Origin of the sequence: Nonomuraea sp. NPDC049695 (genome assembly GCF_040674955.1) — a bacterium.
GTDB lineage: Bacteria > Actinomycetota > Actinomycetes > Streptosporangiales > Streptosporangiaceae > Nonomuraea > Nonomuraea helvata.
The window spans coordinates 37,709-58,997 of the sequence record NZ_JBFANV010000053.1; the positions used below are offsets into that span (position 1 = coordinate 37,709).

Consider the following 21,289-nt stretch of genomic DNA (forward strand, 5'->3'; position numbering starts at 1 on the left):
GCCGCCGAGATTACAGCCCCGTGTGCCGCGCGAGGAAGGAGAGCGTGTCGGCCGACAGGTCGACCATCCTGCTCACCGACCGCGCGCCGTGCCCCACTTCGGCCTCGTTGCGCAGCAGCACCGGGCGGTCACCCGCGGAGGCGTGCTGCAGCGCCGCGCACATCTTCCACGCGTGCAGCGGGTGCACGCGCGTGTCGGACTGGAAGACGGTGAAGAGCGTCGCGGGGTACGACACCGCCTCCTTGACGTGGTGGTAGGGCGAGTAGCTCAGCAGCCAGCCGAACTGCTCGGGGTCCTCCGCGGTGCCGTACTCGACGTTCCAGGTGGCGCCGAGCCCGAACTTCTCATATCTGACCATGTCGAGCAGCGGCGCCGAGCAGACGACGGCCGCGTACAGCTCGGGACGCTGCGTCAGCGCGGCGCCCACCAGCAGGCCGCCGTTGGAGCCGCCGGAGATGCCGAGCTGCTCGGGTGTGGTCACACCGGTGGCGATGAGGTGCTCGGCGGCGGCGTGGAAGTCGTCGAACACGTTCTGCTTGTTGCCGAGCATGCCCGCCCGGTGCCATTCCTCGCCCTCCTCGCCGCCGCCGCGCAGGTTGGCGATGGCGTAGACGCCGCCGGCCTCGACCCAGGCCAGGACGGACGCGGAGTAGCCGGGGGTCTGGGACAGGCCGAAGCCGCCGTAGCCGTACAGGATGGTCGGCCGCGGTCCCGGCGTGTCGTCGGCGGGGGAGATGACGAGCATGCGGATGTCGGTGCCGTCCTTGGACCGGTAGACGACCTGCGAGGCGCGCACGGGGGGCACCTCGACCGCGCCCGGGGAGGCCGCCCAGAGCGTGGTCTCGCCGGTCCTGGCGTCGTAGCGCTGGACGGTGGGCGGCGTGGTGTTGTCGGTGTAGCCGAACCACGCCTCGTGGCCGCCCTCGGGGCGCTCGGTGATGCTGCCGATGGAGCCGAGCCCCGGCGTGGGCACCTCGCCGACGCGCTCGCCGGTCTCCAGGTCGTGAACGGTGATCTCGCTGATCGCGTGGCGGGTCCAGCCGACCAGCATGACCGGGCGCTCCAGGTCGTCGAGGATCGCGAAGTCGTTCAGCACCGCCTCGGGGTCCTCGGGGATCAGGTCGCGCCAGGTCTCGAAGCCGGGCGCCGTCGGGTCGGTGACGCACACGCGGCCCCTGGACGCGTCGCGGTCGGTGTGGACGTAGAGCCTGCCGTCGCGGCCGAACACCAGCCCCACCTGCGCGTCCACGCCTTCCTGGACGACCTGCAGCTCGGGCCGGTCGATCGGGGACGCGGTCAGGTCGGCCACCCAGACGTCGTTGCGCGGCGCGGTGCCCTCGTGCGCCGACACCTGCAGCCAGCGCCCGTCACGCGAGACGGAGACGCCGTAGTAGTTGGTCATCTTCAGGCCCTCGCCGAAGATCATCACGTCGTCCTCGGTGGAGGTGCCGACGCGGTGCAGGTAGACCCGGCGGTGGAACTGCGTCTCGTTCTCCGGCACCTCGGTGCTGGGCAGCCTGCGTACGTAGTAGAAGGCCTCCCCGCCGGGCAGCCAGGCGATGGGGGAGTAGCGGCAGCGGTCGATCGGCCCCTCGATGCGCGTGCCGGTCGCGACGTCGATCACGTAGAGGATCGACTCCTCGTCGCCGCCCACGGAGATCTGGTACGCCAGCAGCCGCCCCTCTTTGTCGGGCTGCACGGCGTCCAGCGTGGTCAGCCCCGACGGGTCGATGGCCATCGGGTCGATCAGCGCGCGCTCGGTGCCGTCAGGCTCGACGACGTAGTAGACGGCGTGCTCCTGGTCGGGCGTGCGGCGGGAGAAGAAGTGGCGCCCGCCGCGCCAGGCGGGCGCGCCCACCGAGCCGGATCTGAGCAGCTCGGCGATGCGGCTCTTGAACCGCTGCTCCCCGCGCTGCCGGCCGAACAGCTCGGCCTGCGCGAGCAGCCATCCCTTCGTCTCTGGACTGTCTGGATCCTCGAGCCACCGATATGGATCGGGCACGGGCGTGTCGTGCAGGATGTCGACGGTGTCTTCGCGGCGTGCGGTCGGGTACGGCTCCAGCTTCATGCTCGGAACCCTACTGCCAAAGGACATGCGTAAAGCGCTGGTGAAGCGGGCATAAAACGTATCGCGTGTCCCTCTGGTCCATTCCGGCTAGAGGTTTTTGGGGTGGCGGGGACCACGCTGCAGACGCCAGACTTGGTGACAGGACGGTGCCGTGGTGACCATCCGCTGGACCGTCCGGCGGAGGTCCACGTGACGGAAGCAGTAGTGCCCCAGGAGGGGCCGACAGCCGGGACATGCCGCGGCATGTCCCCTTTGATACGCGCGCAGCAGGAAGAGGCCCGATGATGCGCCAGGTCCTGCTGCTCAATGCCACCTACGAGCCCCTGACCACCCTCTCGCTGCACCGGGCCGTGGTGCTCGTGCTGCGGGAGAAGGCCGACGTCGTCCACCGCGACGGCAGAGGAGCGGTGCTCCGCTCCGCGAGCCGCACGCTCGACGTCCCCTCGGTGATCAGGCTCCGGAGATATGTCCGCATTCCCTACCGGTCCCGCATCCCCCTGACCCGGGCCGCCCTCATGCGGCGCGACGACTACCGCTGCGCCTACTGCGGGCAGCGGGCCGAGACCATCGACCACGTCATCCCGCGGTCCAGGGGCGGCACCCACACCTGGGAAAACTGCGTCGCTTCCTGCACCACCTGCAACCACAGAAAGGCCGACAAGTACCTGGAGGAGCTGGGCTGGACGCTCCGCTTCGACCCGTCGGTGCCAAGGGGCGCCCACTGGAGGCTCATCGGCGCCTCGCTCGCCGGAGACCCGCAATGGGCCCCTTACCTCGAGGCTGCGGCCTGAAAACCGCTTTGTCCCTGAGGGCCGCTGCCTGACATCATGAGCAGGCATGTGGAGCTTGACCTCAGACGTCGAGGAGTACGCCGCGGTCGCCGAGCCGTTCCTGCTCGGCGACCCGGTGCGTAACACGGTCGCGCTCACCGTCCTGGCCAACCTGCGGGCCGGCATGCCCGTCAAGGATCCCCGGTTCGGCTGGTGGACGCTTGACGGCGAGATACGGGGCGCGTTCTTCCACACGCCGCCGCACCCCGTCGGACTCGCCACCATGCCCGTCGAGGCCGTCGCACCGCTCGTCGAGGCGCTCGGCGGCGGACTTTCCGTTGTCGTGGGCCCCATGGAGCTGACGTCGGAGGTCGAGCGGCTGCTGGGAGCGCCCGAGCAGGTGGTGCCGGAGCGCCTCTACCGCCTCGGCACGCTGGCCCTCCCCGACGTGCCAGGTCACGGCAGGCCGGCCTTGCCCGCGGACTTCCCGCTGCTGGTGAGCTGGTACCAGGCGTTCGGCGAGGAGGTGTCGACAGGCGGGGACGTCGACGTGGCCGACCGGGTCGCGCAGCGGCTGGCGGCCCGCGAGCTGTTCGTCTGGGAGGCGGGCGGGGCTCCGGTCTCGCTGGCGGCCCTCTCTCCGGCGGCCGGCGGGGTCTGCCGCATCGGCCCGGTCTACACGCCGCCCTCGTGCCGCAGGAACGGGTACGGCGCCGCGGTCACGGCCTATGCCAGCCACGTCGGCCTGGCGGAGCGCTGCGACGAGGTGGTGCTCTTCACCGACCTCAACAATCCCACGAGCAACGCGATCTACCAGTCGATCGGCTACGAGCCCGTGTCCGACTACGCGCACCTGACCTATTCTTAGTCACATGCCGCGTTACGACTTCCGCTGCCGCGCCTGCGGCTCCACGTTCGAGGTCTCCCGTCCCATGTCGGCCTCCAACGACCCGGCGACCTGCCCCGAGGGGCACGGCGACACGGTGAAGCTGCTGTCCACGGTCTCGATGACGGGCGGCGCGGCCGCGCCCAAGGCGAGCGGCGGTGGCTGCTGCGGCGGAGGGTGCTGCGCCTCCTAGAACACCTTGGACGCGCTGACGGTCTCCTCGGACCCCGTCAGCGCGTCCACGGCCAGCCGGGCGAGCCGTTCGACCGTGGCGATTCCCGTCTCCATGGTCGGGCTGCGCTCCGACAGCACCGCGATGAGCAGTTCGTGCCCGCGTACGTCGAGCCGGCCCACGCTGTTGATCGTCCACAGCCCGTCGTGCGCGTCGGCGGGCAGCCATCCGTTCTTGAGCGCCACCTCGCCTCCGGCCGCGCTGACCCCCCACGCCTGCGACGGCTGCACGGACGACATGAGCTTCAGCGCGTAGCGCCGGTCGGTGGCCGGCAGCGGCCCCTCCGGGTCGGTGAGGTGCTCCAGCACCTTCACCTGGTCGGAGGGGCGGCTGAGGGTCGTTCCCCAGTAGAGGCTCGGTCCCGGCTCCGTGTGCTCGACGCCGAGCCGGCGCAGGACCCTGGCGAACCCCTCCCGGCCGCCGATGGTCATGTAGAGCTCTCCCGCGCAGTCGTTGTCGCTGTCGCGGATCATCCGGGAGGCCAGGTCGCGCTCGTAGTCGCTCAGCTCGCCGCGCTTGGTGAGGAGGAACGCCAGCAGGATGTCCACCTTCATCACGCTGGCCAGCATGAACGGCGTGCGCTCGCGGAAGGCGTACCTGGTGCCCGTCGTCCGGTCGTAGACGGCCAGCGCCGCGCGGCCGGGACGGTCACGCAGGTAGCGATCCAGGCTCTGGTCGAGAGCGCGCCGCGCGGCAACGGGCAGCACGCTCTCGACGACGACGCCGACCGGCTGCCGGACGGGAGCGGCCGGGGGCGGTACGGCGATCGACGGGGTGGCACAGCCGGCCACGGCCAGCAGGACAGAGAGCGAGAGCCTCCGAACACGCATGTGCGGGAGCCTGCCACTCAGCATCCCAAAGGCCGGGGGCGCGGCTGGTCAAGCGGAGGCCAGTTCCTACGCGGCCCTGGGGCGCTTTCTGCGCTGGAACGGGAGGAACCGGTCAGCCAGGTGCGGGCGGGACGGCGTGAGCGTGGGCTCGACCGCGATGATCCGGTCGAACCTGAACGCCCTGATCGCCCGGCGCATCCTGCACACGCCGACCAGATACCAGTATTCGCGGTGGACCAGGCACGTCACCGGCTCGACGTCGCGCGTGGAGACGGTGCCCGAGGCGTCGCGGTAGTGCAGGCGGATCATGAGGCGGCTGGTGATGGCGTCGGCCATGAGCCTGGCCCTGGAGGCGACCTCCAGGGGCAGCGGCTCCGTCAGGGTCGTGAGCGTGGTGGCGATGACGTCGTCGTCGAGCTCCAGGTGCTCGAACGCGTGCTGCAGGCCACGCCGTGCGGTGACGGCCTGGGGGCCCGCTCCGAGGTGAGCGAGGGAGAGGGCGAGGGCGGCGATCTCGGCGGTCGTCAGCGGGCGAGTATCGTGCTTCACGACTGTCGTCATACCCCAAGAATAGGGATGAGGACCGACATTTTTCGAAAGCCTGTGCGGCAGGTAAGAACCTTATCGCCTGCCGCACAGGTCGTTGTCACCTCAGTTATCGCGACAACTGGGACAGATCGCGCGATGCGCCCGTGGACGCGGACGTCGTCATCGCCGCGTACGCCTGCAGCGCCACGCTCACCGGACGGTTGCGGTCGCGCGGCCGGTATCCGCCCAGGTCCGCCAGGAGCCGCTCGCGCCGCCCGGCCAGCTCGGCCTCGGGCACCCGCAGCTCCATCGACCGGTTGGGGATGTCGATGTCGATGATGTCGCCGTCCTCGACCAGCGCGATCGCCCCGCCCTCGGCCGCCTCGGGGGAGGCGTGGCCGATCGACAGGCCGGAGGTGCCGCCGGAGAAGCGGCCGTCGGTGATCAGCGCGCAGGCCTTGCCGAGCCCCTTGCCCTTCAGGAAGGACGTCGGGTAGAGCATCTCCTGCATGCCGGGGCCGCCCTTGGGGCCTTCGTAGCGGATGACCACCACGTCGCCCTCCTTGACGCGCCCGCCGAGGATGCCCTCGACCGCCTGCTCCTGCGACTCGAACACCACCGCGGGGCCGCTGAACTTCCAGATCGACTCGTCGACCCCGGCCGTCTTCACCACCGCGCCGTCACGCGAGATGTTGCCGTAGAGGACGGCCAGACCGCCGTCCGCGGTGTAGGCGTGCTCACGGTCGCGGATGCATCCGGCCGTGCGGTCGAGGTCGAGGTCGTCCCAGCGGTTGTCCTGCGAGTAGGCCTTGACCGTGCGGACGTTGCCGGGAGCCGCGTGCCACAGCTCGACGGCCTCGGGCAGCACCGTCGGCGACTTCACGTCCCAGGAGGTCAGCATGTCGGCCAGCGTGCCGCCGTTCACCGTGGACACGTCGCGGTGCAGCAGCCCGGCCCGGTCGAGCTCGCCCAGGATGGCGGGGATGCCGCCGGCGCGGTGGACGTCCTCGATGTGGTACTTGTTCGTGGCCGGAGCGACCTTGCAGATGCACGGTACGCGCCGCGAGATCTCGTTGATCTCCTTGAGCCCGAAGTCCACCTCGGCCTCACGAGCGGCGGCCAGGATGTGCAGGATCGTGTTGGTCGAGCCGCCCATCGCGACGTCGAGCGTCATGGCGTTCTCGAACGCGTCGCGGGTGGCGATCGAGCGCGGCAGCACCGACTCGTCGCCGTCCTCGTAGTAGCGGCGGGTGATCTCGACGAGCTGCCGCCCGGCGTCCTCGAACAGCTTCTTGCGCGCCTTGTGCGTGGCCAGGATCGTGCCGTTGCCCGGCAGCGCGAGCCCGATGGCCTCGGCCAGGCAGTTCATGGAGTTGGCGGTGAACATGCCGGAGCAGGAGCCGCAGGTCGGGCAGGCGCTCTCCTCCATCTCCAGCAGCTCGGCGTCCGAGACGGAGTCGTCGGCGGAGGCGATCATCGGGTCGATCAGGTCGAGCTTCTTGCCGGGCGTCTTGCCGGCCTCCATGGGGCCGCCCGAGACGAAGACCGTCGGGATGTTCAGCCGGAACGCGGCCAGCAGCATGCCCGGGGTGATCTTGTCGCAGTTGGACACGCAGATCAGCGCGTCGGCACAGTGGGCGTTGACCATGTACTCCACGGCGTCGGCGATCAGCTCGCGCGACGGCAGCGAGTAGAGCATGCCGCCGTGGCCCATCGCGATGCCGTCATCCACGGCGATCGTGTTGAACTCCCGCGGGATCGCCCCGGCCTCCCTGATCGCCGCGGACACCACGTCGCCGACATCCCTGAGATGCACATGACCCGGCACGAACTGGGTGAAGCTGTTGGCCACCGCGATGATCGGCTTGCCGAAGTCGCTCCCGGCTACGCCGGTCGCCCGGAGCAGGGCCCGGGCACCGGCCATGTTCCTGCCGTGGGTGACTGTACGTGACCTGAGGGCGGGCATTGGGCATCTCCCATCGCTAGCGAGTCTTCACATGTTACGGCCACCTGCCCGGCGGCTGAGACACGCGTCCACACATCGGACGGCTGGTTACCGGATCGAGCCCTGAAGAGTGTGGCTAGGCGGGGAGCCGTACGGCGGCGAGCTGGGTCGACTGGGCCACCAGACGCCCCTTGTCGTCCCAGATCTGGGCCGCCTCGTCCATCCGGTCGCCCCCGACGTCCGTGGCCGACATCCGCACCCTGATCGGCCCGGGGGCGGGCAGCCTGCGGATGTACGCCGACAACTGGATCGTCGGCACCCACCCGGACAGGCCCAGGTCGAACGAGACGGGCGGCACCGGGTCGAGCGCCACCAGCAGGCTCAGCGGGTCCCAGTCCGAGCCGTCGGCCAGCCGCTGCCAGCTCGCGATGACGCCGCGCCTGGTGGGGGCGCCGAACGCGAAGGACAGGTGCTCGGGAACGATGCGCTCCTCGATCACGGACATCAACGGCACCGTGAGGTCCGTGCCCGGGGGATCGGTCGGGGCCAGGAAGCATTCGTCCTCAGGGGGCAGTTCGACCGGCTCGTGCGCCGACCACCAGGGGTCCGAGTCGTCCAGCAGGCCGAGCGTGATGTGCGACTCGACGCGCGTACGGCCGTCCTGCACCAGAGCGGCTCTGACCTGCGCCACGCTCCGGCCGACCCGCAGCGGCTCCACCCGGGCCAGGGCCTCGCCGGGCTCGGGCGGCTCGATGAAGGCGCCGCTGACCGCCGTCACGTGCGGATGGCCCGCGCCCGCCCCGCTCTCGGTCGCGGCCCTGGCGAGCACGGCCAGGAGGTAGCCGCCGTGCAGCCGGTTGCCGACGCTCCACTGGGCGTCCAGCACGGCCTCGAACGCGCCGTCGCCGCGAGCGGTCAATGCGGTCGCTTCTCGAAAATTCCCCATTTTTCGTGCTCCTCTCCGCGGGAGATCAGGTTGACATCGTTAACCTAACGGCGTCAACCTAAGATCCATGACCACCACCAGACGCGTGCGCGCACGACGCGGAGAGGGAGTGCTGCTACGGGAGGAGATCCTGCGGGCGGCGGAGGACCTGCTGGCCGAGTCGGGCAGCGAGGACGCGCTCACGCTGCGCGCGGTCGCCATGCGTGCGGGAGTGTCCACGCCGTCGGTCTACATGCACTTCTCCGACAAGGACGCGCTCGTCGAGGCGGTGTGCATGCGGGTCTGGGGCGAGTTCGGCCGGATGTTCACCGAGAACCTGGGCGGCGACCCGTTCATCGCCCTGGGCAAGTGCGGGCGCGCGTACGCCCGCTTCGCCCTGGACCACCCCGTGCAGTACAGAGTGCTGATGATGCGGGCCTCGACGGGACCTGGCGTGCCCCCGGCCGCCGCCGAGTGCTTCCGTCACATGGTGAACGCGGTCTCGGCCTGCGTGGAGACCCGCGTGCTCGAGGGCGATCCCGAGGAGCTCGCGCTGGGCCTCTGGTCGGCCGTACACGGCTGCGTCTCCCTGCTGATCGCCCAGCCGTCGTTCCCGTGGCCGCGTGACAGGGAGGCGCTCATCGACCACATCGTCCGCATGGCCGGCTTCGGCACCGCGCTGTACTCGCGCCTGCCGCAGAAGCTGCCGCCGAGCGCGGAGCTGGCCGGGGCCCTGGACGACTTCGGCGCCCGGCTGGTGCCGGACGCCGGGGAGCCGGAGATCTAGTCGTCGCCGTAGCGGGCGGGGAGGACCTGGGCGGCGATGTCGTAGATCCGGTCGATCTCGCTGTTGGTCAGCGCCCGCTCCCGCTTGGTGATCCACTTGCGGGCGCGGTCGCCCTGGTAGACGTCCACGCCGCGAATGGTCATGATCTTCCACGGCACCGGGGGGCCGTAGATGGCGAGCGAGGGCACGACCGCCACCTCGCGGCCGAAGGACTTGGTGATCAGCTCGCTGGCCTGCGACGCCTCCCATTTGGCCTCGGTGAGGCGGGCCTTCTTGTCGAAGGGACCGTGGAAGAGCTTCTTGCCCATCTGGACGCGTACGGGCAGTCGCTTGTCCCACTTCTCGGAGTCGACCGCGTACACACCGGTCGGGCCGACGACGAGATGGTCGATCTGGGCCTCGCTGTTGGGGATCGCCCTGGCGTGGAGCGTGCGGTAGCCGCTGCGCTCGAGCTTGCGCAGCTGCGCCTCCGTGCGGCGCTCCGCCACGGACGTGCGCCGCCAGGCGGGCACGGACGAGTGCGAACGCGCGCGATAGAACGCGTCCACGATGGCCGCGACCACGCCCGCGGTCACGCCCACCCGCCAGTCGCCCACAAGGAAGCCCACCACCACGGCGACGGCGATCGCCAGCAGCGCGCGGTTGCGCATGCGGCGAAAGCCCGGTTGTTGCAGCAGGTTACGTACGGACGCCCGTTCGACGGGCGCGTACGTGGAGGTGGGCGCCGAAGGCTGCGCGGCCGCGGTCTGCTCGCTCTCAGGCCGGTCGCTCACCCAGATCGGTGACGCGTTGTGACCGTCTTCTCGCTGTTTGTCGGAGTCCACGTAACTCACCGTAGCTCGGAGATCGGAAAGATTCCTAGTGTTGCCCTGTCCATAGTTTTATGGCCCAGCTCATCGTGTTCCACGCGCGTTATGCGGGTATGTTCTACATTCTTCTCTAGAGAAGCCGTCTCACGTTTGATCTTACCTGGTGGACACTCCCAGGGTGGGTCTGGCCCGGTGCGCTCATCGGGATTACGTTCTTTGTGTGCACAGCGCGGGTGAGATTCTGCTCTTCCTCATCGGGGTTTCGTTGGGGCTGTTCGTGTTGATCAGCCTGCTGGTCATGCTGCCGGGGCGCGGTACCCAGCGCCGGGCCGAGTCGGGTCCGGTGTGGCTGGGCGGCCCGTCCAGGAGCGAGCGCGGCGTGAGCACCTCGGGCCTGGTGCTCGCCGACCGGATGGCGCACTGGGCGGAGGTTCCTGAGCACGACTGGGTGGCCGCCGCCGAGACGGCCGAGCCCGGCAGACACGTCGGCGGGGCCTCCGCCGGATGGTGAGGTGACGATGCGAGGACTGAGCCTTGCCCAGGCCGACGACGTCAGACGGGCCCTGCACGCCGCCGAGCGGCGCAGCGGGCTCCGGTTCGGCGTGTTCCTCGGAGAGCCGGTGGGCTCGCGCCGCCACTTCGCCGAACGCCTGCACGCCGCCCTGGGCGAGGAGGCCGACGGCGCCGTGGTGATCTTCGTGGACCTGCGCGGGCGTGCCCTGGAGATCGTGACGGGCGAGCGGGCCAGAAGGCGGCTGCCGGACGGGGCCTGCCGGTTGACGGCGATGTCGATGGCCACGGCGTTCAGCGTGGGCGACCTGGTGGGCGGCCTCCTGTACGGCATCGCCGCCCTCGCCGAACAAGCCACCGCCCGCCACTGACCCCCACTGTGGGCGTGGAGGCGGCAGGCGGAGCGGGCGGTCAGGGGCGTTCGAGCAGTTTCACGATGTGCTCGCTGACGCCCTGCAGCAGCGTCGCCGGTTCGATCGGCGCGCCCGCGATGGCCGAGAACAGCGCGGGCAGCCCAGGCAGCGGGAACCCGTCGTCCTTGAGGGCCGAGGCCCCGACGGCGTTCTTGTCGAGCGCGGCGCGACTGCGTTCCCAGGCGTCGAGCACCTCCTCCGGCGACGGCACCCCGAACCCGTGCCCCACCGGAGCCGCGTGCCGCAGCCGTACGAGCGGGGTGTCGGCGAAGGTGAGGGCCGTACGGGCGCGGACCTGGAGATCGGCGCGCGGCACGGGCGGGATCCAGTCCATGGCCGTGCACGGGTTGCGGCAGGTGGCGACGCAGACGGCGAGCGCGCCGGCCACCTGGCTGTGCTGCCGGTCGAAGTACGCGCGCCAGCCCTCGCCCGGCTCCGTCGCCACCCGCAGCGTCCGGTTGGTGGCGGACTGCTCGGACTTGGTGTGGTCGCACTCCCGATCGCCGATCACACCGAAGCGGCTCCCCGGCGCGCTCAGCCCGTCGGGCCAGCGGGCGGGGTCGCCGGCGTGGCCGAGGTGGGGCTCGAAGGCCAGCAGCGGCAGGTATTCACTGGCGATGTGGACCGCGGCGATCATCGGGCTCAGCTCGCGCCGGTGCCACCGTACGGCGATCACCTCGAGCAGCAGGCCGTACGCGGGCCGCAGGGAGTCGAGCGCCCCGCGGGGCTGCTCGCGCGGCGTCTGCGGCATGTGGCACGCCCGCGCACGCCGCCGCAGGTCGGCCGGGACGCTCCTGGCCTCGGCCGCGAAGTCCTCGGCGTCGAGCGAGAGCAGTCGGTGGCCGAACTCGCACACCTCGGCGACCTCCGTCACCGGCGCGAGCGCGCCGAGGTCGGCGAAGGCGTAGCGGCGGGCAAGGGCGATGAACAGGTCACGGGTCGAGTCCACCCGACGACTCTCTCATGGCCGGTGAGCGGTCAGGGATCCGCCGGATCTCACCCGGGGCACGGGGAGCGGACGCACTGGATATCTCCCGCCGGGCCGGTGACCGTGGGTTCGACGGTCGGGGGCGGCTCCTCGGGGCCGGGCGTGGTCGGCTGCTCGGTCGGCTGGGGCTCCGAGGCGGTCGGCGTGGGCTTGGTCGTGGGCGTCCTGGTCGGGGTCGTGCTCACCGTGGCGCTGGGGCTCGGCACGTGCGTGGCGCGGGTCGGCTTGGAGGTCGGGACGCGCCTGGCCGGGGGAGTGGTGGCGGGCCGGGTGGCGTTCGACGGCGGCGGCGGGGAGACGGTGACCGCGGGGGAGTCCGCGGGCAGCGGCACCTCCTCGCTGGTCGTCGGCTGGGCGGGCCGCAGCCAGACCGAGCCCGCCACGGCCGCCGACACGACCACGGCCGCGGCCATGGTGAGCACCGCCCGCATCGCGCGGCGGGTGCGCGGCGTGGGCGGCGTGTCCGGGGCGGCCAGCGCCCTGCGCGCGGCCTCCGCCATCAGCGTGGCCGTCATCCAGCGCCGGTCGGGCGTCTTCTCCAGCGCCCGCGACACCACCTGACGCGGCCCGGGAGGCACGTCGTCGGGCAGGCGCGGCACGGGGGAGTTGAGGTGCTTGAAGATGATCTGTACGGGCGTATCGCCCTGGAACGGGAGCTGCCCCGTCAGGCACTCGTACGCCACCACCCCGAGGGCGTAGACGTCGACCGCGGGCGTCACGTCGCTGGCCGTGGCCATCTCCGGAGCGCAGTAGCCGGCCGAGCAGAGCATCGTGCCCGTGGCCGTCAGGTGGCCGGCCGAGACCGAGTGGGCGATGCCGAAGTCGGTGAGCACCACGCTGCCGTCGAGCCTGACCATGAGGTTGGCCGGCTTGACGTCACGGTGGACGATGCCCTGCGCGTGCGCCGCGGCCAGCGCGTCGCCGACCTCCGCGATCAGCCGCATGGTGGCCGCGGAGCCGAGCGGGCCGCGCCGCAGGACGCGGTCGAGCGACTCGCCCTGGATGTACTCCATGACGAGGAAGCTCACCTGGCGGCCCTCGACCTCGCAGACGCCGTAGTCGTAGACGTCCACCACGCCCGGGTGCCGGAGGGTGGCCATGGCACGGGCCTCGTTCTGGAAGCGCTGGGTGAACGTGGGGCTCTCGCTCAGCGCCGGCATGAGCACCTTGACCGCCACCGCACGCCCGAGGACCGTGTCGTCGGCACGCCAAACCTCGCCCATGCCGCCGCCGCCCAGGCGGCCGGCGAGCACGTAGCGATCATTGAGGGTGGTCCCGGCGCCTAGCACGTAACCGAGGCTAACATCGCACCTCAGATGCCATCGTCAACTCTCTGAACCCGCTCCCGGGCACATGGGCCCCCGTCAGCGCCGGGGACCCATGAAAGCGGCGCGTCAGGCGGAGGCGACGTCCTTCTCCCGGTTGCGCAGGGCCCGGCTGACGCCGTCGGCGCCCTCCAGGATGAGCCGCCGCAGGGCCTGCGGCGGCTGCTCGGCCGCCAGGTAGTCCTCGGCCGCCTTCACCGTCTCGGGCTCGATCAGCAGCGCGGGGAAGCACCCCACCGCGAACGTCGACGCCTGGTCGAACGTCCACTCCCGGTAGATGCGCCCCACCTCGGCGAAGTACTTCTCCCGGTACGGCTCCAGCAGCTCGGGGTGGAGCGGATCCTGGAACCCCAGGATCGTCGTGCGCGCGATGTGGTTGGCCAGCTTGCCGCCCACGACCCGCTCCCAGGCGGCGGCCTTGGCCTCGGCCGTCGGGATCGCGGCCCGGCACTGCGCGGCCGAACGCTCACCCTTCGCCGTAGGGTCCCGCTCCAGCTCGGCGTCGATGTCGGCCTCGCCCAGCCGTCCGCCGGAGACCAGCGCGCCCGTGAGCGTCCAGCGCAGGTCGGCGTCCACGCTGAGCCCCTCGGGGACCTCGGAGCCGTCCAGGATGCGCTGCAGCAGGTCGAGGTCCGCGTCGGAGACGGCCACAGGCGCGAACGCCTGCAGGAACGCGAGCTGCTGGTCGGAGCCGGGAGCGGCGGAGCCGAGCAGCGAGCGCAGCTCCGTGGCCAGCACCGCCAGGCCCTCGGACTCCCAGGCGGGGTCGGCGTACTGCTGCACGGCCAGGCGCGCCTGGCGCAGCACCGCCTGAAGGACCGTGATGTCCTTGAGCGTGCCGGCGCCCGAGGTGACCAGCTTGACGTAGTCGCGGGTGGCCATCTCGCCGTCGCGGGTCATGTCCCAGGCCGCCGACCAGCACAGGGCCCGCGGCAGCGACTCGGCGAACGCCGTGATGCCGCCGTCGACCAGCGTCCGCAGCGACCGCTCGTCGAGGCGGATCTTCGCGTACGTCAGGTCGTCGTCGTTGAGCAGCACCAGGTCCGGCTGCTCCTCGCCGACCAGCTGCGTCACGCTCGTACGGGCGCCGACCACGTCCAGCTCGACCCGCTTGGTCCGCTTCAGCTCGCCGTCCACCAGCGAGTACAGGCCGATCGCGACCCGGTGCGAGCGGAGCGTGGGGTGCTCGGCGGGCGCCTCCTGCAGCACCTCGAAGCTGGTGAACCGGCCGCCGGACACCTCGAACGAGGGGCGCAGCGTGTTCACCCAGGACGTCTCCAGCCACTCCTTCGACCAGGACGACAGGTCGCGGCCGGAGGTCCGCTCCAGGGCGTTGAGCAGGTCCTTCAGCTCGGTGTTGCCCCAGGCGTGCTCGGCGAAGTAGTCACGTACGCCGGCCAGGAAGTTGTCCAGCCCGACGTACGCGACGAGCTGCTTGAGCACCGAGGCGCCCTTGGCGTACGTGATGCCGTCGAAGTTGACCTCGACCGCCTGCATGTCCGGGATGTCCGCGGAGATGGGGTGGGTCGAGGGGAGCTGGTCCTGGCGGTAGGCCCAGGACTTCTCCACGTTCGCGAACGTGGTCCACGCGCCCTTGCCCCACCTCGTGGCCTCGGCCTGGGCGAGGACGGACATGTAGGTGGCGAACGACTCGTTCAGCCACAGGTCGTCCCACCAGCGCATGGTGACGAGGTCGCCGAACCACATGTGCGCCATCTCGTGCAGGATCGTCTCCGCGCGCCGCTCGACCACCGCGTCGGTGACCCTGGAGCGGAAGACGTAGTCCTCCAGGAACGTGACACAGCCCGCGTTCTCCATGGCGCCGGCGTTGAACTCGGGCACGAAGCACTGGTCGTACTTCCCGAACGGGTAGCGCACCCCGAACACCCGGTGGAAGAAGTCGAAGCCCTGCCTGGTGACCTCGAGGATGTTCTCGGGGTCGAGATGCTCGGCCAGCGAGGCGCGGCAGTAGATCCCCAGCGGGATGCCGTCGTGCTCCGAGGTCACCTTGTGGTACGGCCCGGCCACCAGCGCGGTGATGTAGGTCGAGATGACCGGGGTGGGCGGGAACTCCCACCGCTTGGCCGCCGGCACCGTCCCGTGCTTGCCGCTCTGCTCGGGCAGCTCCGCGACCTTGGAGGCGGCGGCGTTGGAGACGACCTCCCAGTCGGCGGGGGCCAGCACGGTGAGCTGGAACGTGGCCTTGAGGTCGGGCTGGTCGAAACAGGCGTACATGCGGTGCGCGTCGGCCGTCTCGAACTGGCTGTGCAGATAGACCTTCTTGTCCACGGGGTCCACGAAGCGGTGCAGGCCCTCGCCGGTGCGCATGTAGCTGCAGTCGGCGTCCACGCGCAACTCGTTGGACTCGGCCAGCTCGGGGAGCGGGAAGCGCCCCTTGTCGGCGTCGTACGCGGACACGTCGAGGTCCTGGCCGTTGAACGTGACCTTGCGAACGTTGGCGCCGTGCAGGTCGATGAAGGTGGACTCGCCCGGGTGGCTGCTGGTGAAGCGGACCGTCGTGACGCTCTCGAAGCGCTCGTCTCCCTCCGTCAGGTCGAGTGCCACCTCGTACGACTCGACCTTCAACAGCCGGGCACGCTCACGAGCCTCGTCCCGGGTCAGGTTGCCTGCCAAGTTGCGCTCCTTTTCACCACTTCATCGAAGTTTGCCGGTATGTACCCGTGATGGGAATATGCCTTGGTCCACCTCAGGTTATGGCCCCACGTGACTGAAAAGATTCCCGTGGACCTGTGGTTCGATCCTGCCTGCCCCTTCGCATGGGTGACGTCACGGTGGCTTCTCGAAGTCGAGAAGGTGCGCCCCATTGAGCCGCGCTGGCGCATCATGTCCCTCTTCGTGCTGAACGAGGACAAGGACATCCCCGACGAGTACCGAGAGTCGACCAAGCGTGCCATGGGCAACGTCCGCCTGGTGGCCGCGGCCGCGGCCAAGCACGGCGAGCAGGTCATCGGCCCGCTCTACACCGAGCTCGGCACCCTCCTCCACAACCAGGGCCTGAGCAAGGAGCCGGAGCGCCTGCGCGAGGTCAGGGAGCGCGCGCTCGAGGCCGCCGGGCTCGAGAAGGAGCTCGCCGCCGCCGCCGACTCCGAGGAGTGGGACGACGCCATCCGCGCCTCGCACAACGAGGGCATCGGCCTCGTCGGCCAGGAGGTCGGCACGCCGGTCATCCGCGTCGGCACCAACGCCTTCTTCGGTCCCGTGATCACCAAGATCATCCGGGGCGAGGATGCCGGCAGGCTCTGGGACGGCGTGCTGGCCGTCACGTCCTTCGACGACTTCTTCGAGCTGAAGCGCAGCCGGACCAAGCGGCCGCAATTCGACTAACTCGTCTTATTTCCCGGGTCAATCATCGTACGCTGACGGAAGAACGCTGCTTGCGGTGTAAGAGACTTACCCTCTGATCGAGATGAGCCCTTACGCCGCGTCCTGACGTGCTGACAGGATGGTGGGTATGCGTCAGCTGTTCATCGGCGGCTCCTGCACCGCTTCCGCGTCGGACGAGTTCATCGAGGTCGTCAACCCGGCCACGGAAGAGATCATCGACCGGGTGCCCGCAGGGTCCCCCGACGATGTCGAGGCCGCCGCGGCAGCTGGCAGAAGAGCCTTCCCCGGCTGGGCCGACATGGCCGCATCGGAGCGCGGCAAGCTCCTCGGCGCCGCCGCCGAGCTGCTGAAGCAGCGCTCCGAGGAGATCGCCAAGACCATCGCGACCGACATGGGCGCGCCGCTGGGCTTCGCGCTCAAGGTGCAGACGCTCATGCCGGCCACCGTGCTGTCCTCCTACGCCCAGCTGGCCGAGAGCCATCCCCGCGAGTCGCGCATCGGCAACTCGATGGTGGTCAAGGAGCCGATCGGGGTGGTGGCGGCGATCACGCCGTGGAACTACCCGTTGCACCAGATCGTGTGCAAGGTGGGCCCGGCGCTGGCCGCGGGCTGCACCGTGGTGCTCAAGCCGAGCGAGGTGGCGCCGCTGGCGGCGTACGCGCTGGCGGAGATCTTCGCCGAGGTGGGCCTGCCCCCGGGCGTGTTCAACCTGGTCAGCGGGCGTGGCCCGGTCATCGGCGAGGCCATGGCCGCTCACCCCGAGGTGGACATGGTCTCCTTCACCGGCTCGACCGCCGCCGGCCGCAGAGTGGCCTCGCTGGCCGCGGAGTCCGTCAAGCGGGTCGCGCTCGAGCTCGGGGGCAAGTCGGCGAACATCATCCTCCCCGACGCCGATCTGGCGCTGGCCGTCAAGGTCGGCGTGGCCAACTGCTTCGTCAACGCCGGCCAGACCTGCTCGGCGTGGACCCGCATGATCGTCCATCGCGACCAGTACGACGAGGCCGTCGGGCTGGCGGTCGAGGCGGCGCGCGGTTACCGCGTCGGTGACCCGTTCGACGAGTCGACCAGGATCGGCCCGCTGGTGTCCGCGACCCAGCGCGGCCGCGTGGTGCGCTACATCAACCGGGGCCAGGAGGAGGGCGCCAGGCTGGTGGCGGGCGGCACCGAGCGGCCGCACGAGCGTGGCTACTACGTCGAGCCCACGGTGTTCGCGGCGGTGGAGCCCGGGATGGCGATCGAGCAGGAGGAGATCTTCGGGCCGGTGCTGTCGCTGATCCCGTACACGACCGAGGACATCGCCGTCCAGATCGCCAACGGCACGAAGTATGGCCTGGCCGGGGCCGTCTGGTCGGGCGCCGAGGACCGCGCGGTCGCGGTCGCGCGGCGGATGCGGACGGGGCAGGTGTCCATCAACGGCGGCCGGTTCAACCCGCTGGCGCCGTTCGGCGGCTACAAGCAGTCGGGGGTGGGGCGCGAGCTGGGCGAGCAAGGCCTGGAGGAGTACCTCGAAACCAAGGCCATGCAGCTGTAACCACCGCCGCAGGCAACCGTCGCCGCGCCCACCATGACGGCTCCGCGACCGGACGCACCCACTGTCACCGCGCCCACCGCCCTCTGCCCGTGCCCGCCTGCCGGCGCCGGCCACACGTCGTCCGATGGCCACGTTCGGTGAGACACGGTGGCAGCGCAGGGCGCTGTGCCATCGAAGAGTCGGGCGCGCCGGAGGTGCGGGGCGCGCCCGGGGACGGTCAGACGAGGAGGCCGCCGCTGGCGGTCAGGTTCTGGCCGGTGATCCAGCGCGAGTCGGGCCCGGCCAGGAAGGCGACCACGGCCGCGATGTCGTCGGGCTGCCCGAGCCGCTGCAGCGCCGTGAGCGCCGCGGTCTGCGTCAGCGCCTCCGGCGGATTGGTGCCCCGCAGCAGGTCGGTGTCGGTGGCGCCGGACGAGACCGCGTTGACGGTGATCCCCCGCACGCCCAGCTCCCGCGCCGCCACCTTGGTGAACTGCTCGACGGCCCCCTTGCTCCCGCAGTAGAGCGTCAGGGCAGGCGCGGGCACCTGGGTGTTGAGCGTGGAGATGTTGACGATGCGCCCGCCGTCGCGCATCACCCGCGCGGCCCACTGCATGGCGAGGTAGACCGCCCGGGTGTTGACCGCGAACACCCGCTCGTATTCCTCGTCCGTGACCTCCGCCATGAGCTTCTGCCCGAGCACGGCGGCGGCGTTGTTGACCAGGATGTCGAGCCCGGGCAGCCTCGACTCGGCCGCGCCGAACAGCCGCGCCAGGTCCTCCTTGCTGCCCAGATCCGCCTGTACGGCGTGCGCGCCCGTCTCCTTGGCGACCTGCTCGGCGGCCTCCGCCGAGCGCTCGTAGCAGAAGACCACCTCTGCTCCCTCGGCGGTCAGCCGCTCCACGATGGCCCTGCCGATGCCTCTGGATCCCCCTGTGACCAATGCGCCCTTGCCGGAAAGTATGCTCATCCGCCCAACCTAAGCTCTGAGCATGATCTTGCGCGCTTCGTTTCGCGGCAGGCGATCGACGTACAGCTTGCCGTCCAGGTGCTCGGTCTCGTGCTGGAAGCAGCGTGCCAGCGAGCCGCGGGCCTTGATCCGTACCGGGCGCTGGAGCCTGTCGATGCCCTCGACGGTCACGCCCGCGGCGCGCCCGACCGGGGCGTAGATCGGCTGGCGCGTCTGGCGGTCGGGCACGGACAGGCAGCCCTCCTCGTCCAGCACCTCTTCTTCGTCGTCGACGGTCAGCACCGGGTTGATCACGTGGCCCTTGCGACCGGCGATGTCGTACACGAACAGCCGTCGCGACACGCCGATCTGCGGGCCGGCCAGGCCCACGCCGTTGACCGCGTACATGGCCTGGAACATCTCGTCGATCAGCCGGCGCAGCTCGCGGTCGAAGTCCGTCACCGGGTCGGCGGGCGTGCGCAGGACCGGATCGCCGATGACGCGGATCTCACGCATGGGTCTCTACTTTCGTAAGGAGTGGACAACGCTAGGGGTCCTTACTCTAGCCAGCGGGTGCCATCGGCGGCGCCTGTGGAAGACTGGGCGGGTGCGTGTCTACATCGGTGCCGACCATGCCGGCTATGAGCTCAAGAACCACCTCGTGTCCTGGCTCAAGGACCACGGTCACGAGGTGACCGACTGCGGTCCTTTCGTCTACGACCCCGAGGACGACTATCCGGCGTTCGTGCTGCGCGCGGCCGAGGGCGTCGCGGGCGATCCCGCGAGCCTGGGAGTGGTGATCGGCGGCTCCGGCAACGGCGAGCAGATCGCCGCCAACAAGGTGCGCGGCATCCGCGCGGCCCTCGCCTGGAGCGAGGAGACGGCCCGGCTGGCCCGCGAGCACAACAACGCCAACGTGGTCAGCGTCGGCGCGCGCATGCACTCCGTCGAGGAGGCCACCAGGTTCGTCGAGGTCTTCCTGGCCACGGTCTTCTCCGGCAGCGAGCGGCACAGCAGGCGCATCGCGCAGCTGACCACGTACGAGACGATCGGCCAGCTGCCCTCGCTGCCCTAGCCCTTGCGCTTGGCGTCGCGCTTGGGCATCTCGTCGCGCAGGGGCCGCCGGTCGGCGGCCTCCTGCTGCTCCTTCGACGGTCTGGACACGTCGCGGGCACGCATGGCGACGGTCGCGGTGATCGGCAGGCTTTGCAGGGCCATGCGTTCGACTCTACGTCAGAACACCAGACCCGCCCACGGTTTCGGGCTCCACGACATCGCGGTGGCCAGCGCGCGCACCGAGCCGGTGGAGTGCTCGCGCAGCAGGCCGGCCTCCAGCGACTCGGTGAGCATGCCGGCGCCCAGGTACGCCGAGCCGAGCGCGGCCACCGGCAGCGTCACGTCCGGCTCGTCCTCGACCGGCTTGCACTCGGCGCCCGTCGGGTCGGCGGTGAGCCGCCAGCGCCTCGCGTTCCATGGGCACACGTCGTCCTCGACCTCGATCACCACGTCCACGGTCGCCGAGTAGGCGCGCGAGGTCAGCGCCTTGTCGACCTCCACGAGGCGTACCCACAGCTCGTCCGCCACGTTCGCGCGGAGCTGGCGCTGGTCGGCGAGCAGCGCGATCAGGGGGTCGTCCACCGGTCTGCCGCCCGAATCGACCTTGGAGACCAGGTCGCGGTCCAGGACGGTGCGCCAGAGCAGCGCGTAGGCCGCCGGGTCGGTCGCCTCCAGCTCCCTCAGCTTCAGCTCTCCGGCGGCGATGCCGTTGGCGTCCCAGTCCGCCTTGACGCGGAACAGCGCGTAGCCGCGCAGGCCGCCGTCGTCCTCGGCGAGGAGACAGCGCAGCGGCCCGTCCCCGCGCTGGTCGGCCTCCTCGTCGGCCAGGACGTCGTCCCAGATCGGGGGCTCGCGGTCGTAGCGTCCGGGCCGCCGGACCGCCACGGAGGCGAACAGCCTCTCCAGATCCGCTCGTACGTCGGCGGGCTCGGCCACCCTGATCCGGAGCGACGGGTCCGCCGGAGCGTGCCCGACAAACGCCGAACGGGTCTTGTCGATGTGGAAGTACAGGTTCTGTGAGGCGCGGCCGTAGCCGTACCTGCCGTAAATGCCCGCCTCGGAGGCGTACAAGGCGGCGACGCTCTCGCCGCCCTCACGGATGTCGGCGAGCTGCCTGCGCATCAGCGCGGACAGGACGCCGCGGCGGCGGTGCGAGGGCAGCACGCTGACGCTCGTCACGCCCGCGACGGGGAGCCGGCCTCCGGGCACCGTCATCGTGAAGCTCTGGAGGGAGGTGACCCCGGCGATCAGATCGCCGTCGAAGGCCGCCAGAGTGCGGTCGAATTCGGTCTGGGCCTTCCACCGCTCCGCCTGCTGCGGGTGCGGCCTGAAGTTGAACCCCTCATCGAGAACCCGCGTGTACGCCGGCCACTCGGATTCGTCAATCGGACGGATCGGGTACGTCATTCGTCC

Annotated in this window: 22 protein-coding genes; 9 read left to right on the top strand and 13 right to left on the bottom strand. The window is 70.6% G+C overall.

All coding sequences use genetic code 11. The features are described from left to right. Positions 1-10: 10 nt before the first annotated feature. Positions 11-2,068 carry a prolyl oligopeptidase family serine peptidase gene (locus tag AB0J64_RS35485; RefSeq protein WP_364037057.1) on the bottom strand — a complete coding sequence of 686 codons (2,058 nt, stop codon included), beginning with the start codon at positions 2,066-2,068 and terminating at the stop codon, positions 11-13. Positions 2,069-2,352: 284 nt separating this feature from the next. Between AB0J64_RS35485 and AB0J64_RS35490 the strand changes: the two genes are divergently transcribed. Genes AB0J64_RS35490 through AB0J64_RS35500 form a run of 3 tightly spaced genes read left to right on the top strand, consistent with a single transcriptional unit; the run spans position 2,353 to position 3,917 of the window. Further along, positions 2,353-2,859 (top strand): HNH endonuclease, encoded by a 507-nt coding sequence (locus AB0J64_RS35490; protein WP_344992955.1) that lies wholly within the window; start codon positions 2,353-2,355, stop codon positions 2,857-2,859. A 46-nt stretch (positions 2,860-2,905) separates the two neighbouring features. Next, complete coding sequence (locus AB0J64_RS35495; RefSeq protein ID WP_364037060.1) at positions 2,906-3,706, top strand: GNAT family N-acetyltransferase; 801 nt, start codon at positions 2,906-2,908, stop codon at positions 3,704-3,706. 4 nt (positions 3,707-3,710) lie between these two features. Then, positions 3,711-3,917: a zinc ribbon domain-containing protein gene (locus AB0J64_RS35500; protein WP_364037063.1), complete on the top strand. Its 207-nt coding sequence runs from the start codon at positions 3,711-3,713 to the stop codon at positions 3,915-3,917. Here the strand turns inward: AB0J64_RS35500 and AB0J64_RS35505 are convergent. The 4 genes from AB0J64_RS35505 to AB0J64_RS35520 all read right to left on the bottom strand — a co-directional run bounded on the left by AB0J64_RS35505 (position 3,914) and on the right by AB0J64_RS35520 (position 8,178). Then, positions 3,914-4,786, bottom strand: coding sequence for a serine hydrolase (locus AB0J64_RS35505; RefSeq protein WP_364037066.1), 873 nt, complete (start codon positions 4,784-4,786; stop codon positions 3,914-3,916). The two genes, AB0J64_RS35500 and AB0J64_RS35505, sit on opposite strands and share 4 nt — an antisense overlap. A gap of 66 nt (positions 4,787-4,852) precedes the next feature. Then, the gene (locus AB0J64_RS35510) at positions 4,853-5,347 is read right to left on the bottom strand and encodes a WYL domain-containing protein (protein ID WP_364037069.1); all 495 of its coding nucleotides are present in this window, start codon (positions 5,345-5,347) and stop codon (positions 4,853-4,855) included. Between the two features lie 94 nt (positions 5,348-5,441). Next, positions 5,442-7,280, bottom strand: coding sequence for a dihydroxy-acid dehydratase (gene ilvD / locus AB0J64_RS35515; protein WP_364037072.1), 1,839 nt, complete (start codon positions 7,278-7,280; stop codon positions 5,442-5,444). 115 nt (positions 7,281-7,395) lie between these two features. Continuing rightward, positions 7,396-8,178 (bottom strand): thioesterase family protein, encoded by a 783-nt coding sequence (locus AB0J64_RS35520; protein ID WP_364037075.1) that lies wholly within the window; start codon positions 8,176-8,178, stop codon positions 7,396-7,398. 94 nt (positions 8,179-8,272) lie between these two features. Between AB0J64_RS35520 and AB0J64_RS35525 the strand changes: the two genes are divergently transcribed. Next, positions 8,273-8,971 (top strand): TetR/AcrR family transcriptional regulator, encoded by a 699-nt coding sequence (locus tag AB0J64_RS35525; RefSeq protein WP_364037078.1) that lies wholly within the window; start codon positions 8,273-8,275, stop codon positions 8,969-8,971. Here the strand turns inward: AB0J64_RS35525 and AB0J64_RS35530 are convergent. Then, positions 8,968-9,795, bottom strand: coding sequence for a nuclease-related domain-containing protein (locus AB0J64_RS35530; protein ID WP_364037081.1), 828 nt, complete (start codon positions 9,793-9,795; stop codon positions 8,968-8,970). The two genes, AB0J64_RS35525 and AB0J64_RS35530, sit on opposite strands and share 4 nt — an antisense overlap. A 205-nt stretch (positions 9,796-10,000) precedes the next feature. On the opposite strand from AB0J64_RS35530, the gene AB0J64_RS35535 reads away from it, so the two are divergent. Together AB0J64_RS35535 and AB0J64_RS35540 are read left to right on the top strand one after the other, a co-directional pair. Continuing rightward, on the top strand, positions 10,001-10,291 hold the full coding sequence (locus tag AB0J64_RS35535; RefSeq protein ID WP_364037084.1) for a hypothetical protein: 291 nt from the start codon (positions 10,001-10,003) through the stop codon (positions 10,289-10,291). A gap of 7 nt (positions 10,292-10,298) precedes the next feature. Then, positions 10,299-10,661 (top strand): DUF5130 family protein, encoded by a 363-nt coding sequence (locus AB0J64_RS35540; RefSeq protein WP_364037087.1) that lies wholly within the window; start codon positions 10,299-10,301, stop codon positions 10,659-10,661. A gap of 40 nt (positions 10,662-10,701) precedes the next feature. Here the strand turns inward: AB0J64_RS35540 and AB0J64_RS35545 are convergent, their stop codons facing one another. The 3 genes from AB0J64_RS35545 to pepN form a co-directional block, all read right to left on the bottom strand. After that, on the bottom strand, positions 10,702-11,652 hold the full coding sequence (locus AB0J64_RS35545; protein WP_364037090.1) for a hypothetical protein: 951 nt from the start codon (positions 11,650-11,652) through the stop codon (positions 10,702-10,704). Positions 11,653-11,699: 47 nt separating this feature from the next. Continuing rightward, positions 11,700-12,980, bottom strand: a complete 1,281-nt coding sequence (locus tag AB0J64_RS35550) for a protein kinase (RefSeq protein ID WP_364037093.1) — start codon at positions 12,978-12,980, stop codon at positions 11,700-11,702. Between the two features lie 105 nt (positions 12,981-13,085). Continuing rightward, complete coding sequence (gene pepN, locus AB0J64_RS35555; protein ID WP_364037096.1) at positions 13,086-15,650, bottom strand: aminopeptidase N; 2,565 nt, start codon at positions 15,648-15,650, stop codon at positions 13,086-13,088. 90 nt (positions 15,651-15,740) lie between these two features. Between pepN and AB0J64_RS35560 the strand changes: the two genes are divergently transcribed. Both AB0J64_RS35560 and AB0J64_RS35565 read left to right on the top strand, forming a co-directional pair. Further along, positions 15,741-16,361: a disulfide bond formation protein DsbA gene (locus AB0J64_RS35560; RefSeq protein ID WP_364037099.1), complete on the top strand. Its 621-nt coding sequence runs from the start codon at positions 15,741-15,743 to the stop codon at positions 16,359-16,361. 127 nt (positions 16,362-16,488) lie between these two features. After that, positions 16,489-17,892 (top strand): aldehyde dehydrogenase family protein, encoded by a 1,404-nt coding sequence (locus AB0J64_RS35565; protein WP_364037102.1) that lies wholly within the window; start codon positions 16,489-16,491, stop codon positions 17,890-17,892. Between the two features lie 217 nt (positions 17,893-18,109). Here the strand turns inward: AB0J64_RS35565 and AB0J64_RS35570 are convergent, their stop codons facing one another. Next, positions 18,110-18,841, bottom strand: coding sequence for an SDR family oxidoreductase (locus AB0J64_RS35570; protein WP_364037105.1), 732 nt, complete (start codon positions 18,839-18,841; stop codon positions 18,110-18,112). Between the two features lie 9 nt (positions 18,842-18,850). Further along, on the bottom strand, positions 18,851-19,336 hold the full coding sequence (def, locus tag AB0J64_RS35575) for a peptide deformylase (RefSeq protein ID WP_364037108.1): 486 nt from the start codon (positions 19,334-19,336) through the stop codon (positions 18,851-18,853). 91 nt (positions 19,337-19,427) lie between these two features. On the opposite strand from def, the gene AB0J64_RS35580 reads away from it, so the two are divergent. Beyond that, complete coding sequence (locus AB0J64_RS35580) at positions 19,428-19,895, top strand: ribose-5-phosphate isomerase (protein ID WP_344989682.1); 468 nt, start codon at positions 19,428-19,430, stop codon at positions 19,893-19,895. Here the strand turns inward: AB0J64_RS35580 and AB0J64_RS35585 are convergent. Both AB0J64_RS35585 and AB0J64_RS35590 read right to left on the bottom strand, forming a co-directional pair. Beyond that, on the bottom strand, positions 19,892-20,038 hold the full coding sequence (locus AB0J64_RS35585) for a hypothetical protein (RefSeq protein WP_364037112.1): 147 nt from the start codon (positions 20,036-20,038) through the stop codon (positions 19,892-19,894). The two genes, AB0J64_RS35580 and AB0J64_RS35585, sit on opposite strands and share 4 nt — an antisense overlap. Before the next feature lie 15 nt (positions 20,039-20,053). Next, positions 20,054-21,283: a GNAT family N-acetyltransferase gene (locus tag AB0J64_RS35590; protein WP_364037115.1), complete on the bottom strand. Its 1,230-nt coding sequence runs from the start codon at positions 21,281-21,283 to the stop codon at positions 20,054-20,056. Positions 21,284-21,289 lie beyond the last annotated feature (6 nt).

Coding starts and splice junctions, on each gene's coding strand:
- AB0J64_RS35485 (WP_364037057.1), bottom strand. CDS start 2,068: ATGAAGCTGGAGCCGTACCCGACCGCACGCCGCGAAGACACCGTCGAC.
- AB0J64_RS35490 (WP_344992955.1), top strand. CDS start 2,353: ATGCGCCAGGTCCTGCTGCTCAATGCCACCTACGAGCCCCTGACCACC.
- AB0J64_RS35495 (WP_364037060.1), top strand. CDS start 2,906: ATGTGGAGCTTGACCTCAGACGTCGAGGAGTACGCCGCGGTCGCCGAG.
- AB0J64_RS35500 (WP_364037063.1), top strand. CDS start 3,711: ATGCCGCGTTACGACTTCCGCTGCCGCGCCTGCGGCTCCACGTTCGAG.
- AB0J64_RS35505 (WP_364037066.1), bottom strand. CDS start 4,786: ATGCGTGTTCGGAGGCTCTCGCTCTCTGTCCTGCTGGCCGTGGCCGGC.
- AB0J64_RS35510 (WP_364037069.1), bottom strand. CDS start 5,347: ATGACGACAGTCGTGAAGCACGATACTCGCCCGCTGACGACCGCCGAG.
- ilvD (WP_364037072.1), bottom strand. CDS start 7,280: ATGCCCGCCCTCAGGTCACGTACAGTCACCCACGGCAGGAACATGGCC.
- AB0J64_RS35525 (WP_364037078.1), top strand. CDS start 8,273: ATGACCACCACCAGACGCGTGCGCGCACGACGCGGAGAGGGAGTGCTG.
- AB0J64_RS35540 (WP_364037087.1), top strand. CDS start 10,299: ATGCGAGGACTGAGCCTTGCCCAGGCCGACGACGTCAGACGGGCCCTG.
- AB0J64_RS35565 (WP_364037102.1), top strand. CDS start 16,489: ATGCGTCAGCTGTTCATCGGCGGCTCCTGCACCGCTTCCGCGTCGGAC.
- AB0J64_RS35570 (WP_364037105.1), bottom strand. CDS start 18,841: ATGAGCATACTTTCCGGCAAGGGCGCATTGGTCACAGGGGGATCCAGA.
- def (WP_364037108.1), bottom strand. CDS start 19,336: ATGCGTGAGATCCGCGTCATCGGCGATCCGGTCCTGCGCACGCCCGCC.
- AB0J64_RS35585 (WP_364037112.1), bottom strand. CDS start 20,038: ATGGCCCTGCAAAGCCTGCCGATCACCGCGACCGTCGCCATGCGTGCC.
- AB0J64_RS35590 (WP_364037115.1), bottom strand. CDS start 21,283: ATGACGTACCCGATCCGTCCGATTGACGAATCCGAGTGGCCGGCGTAC.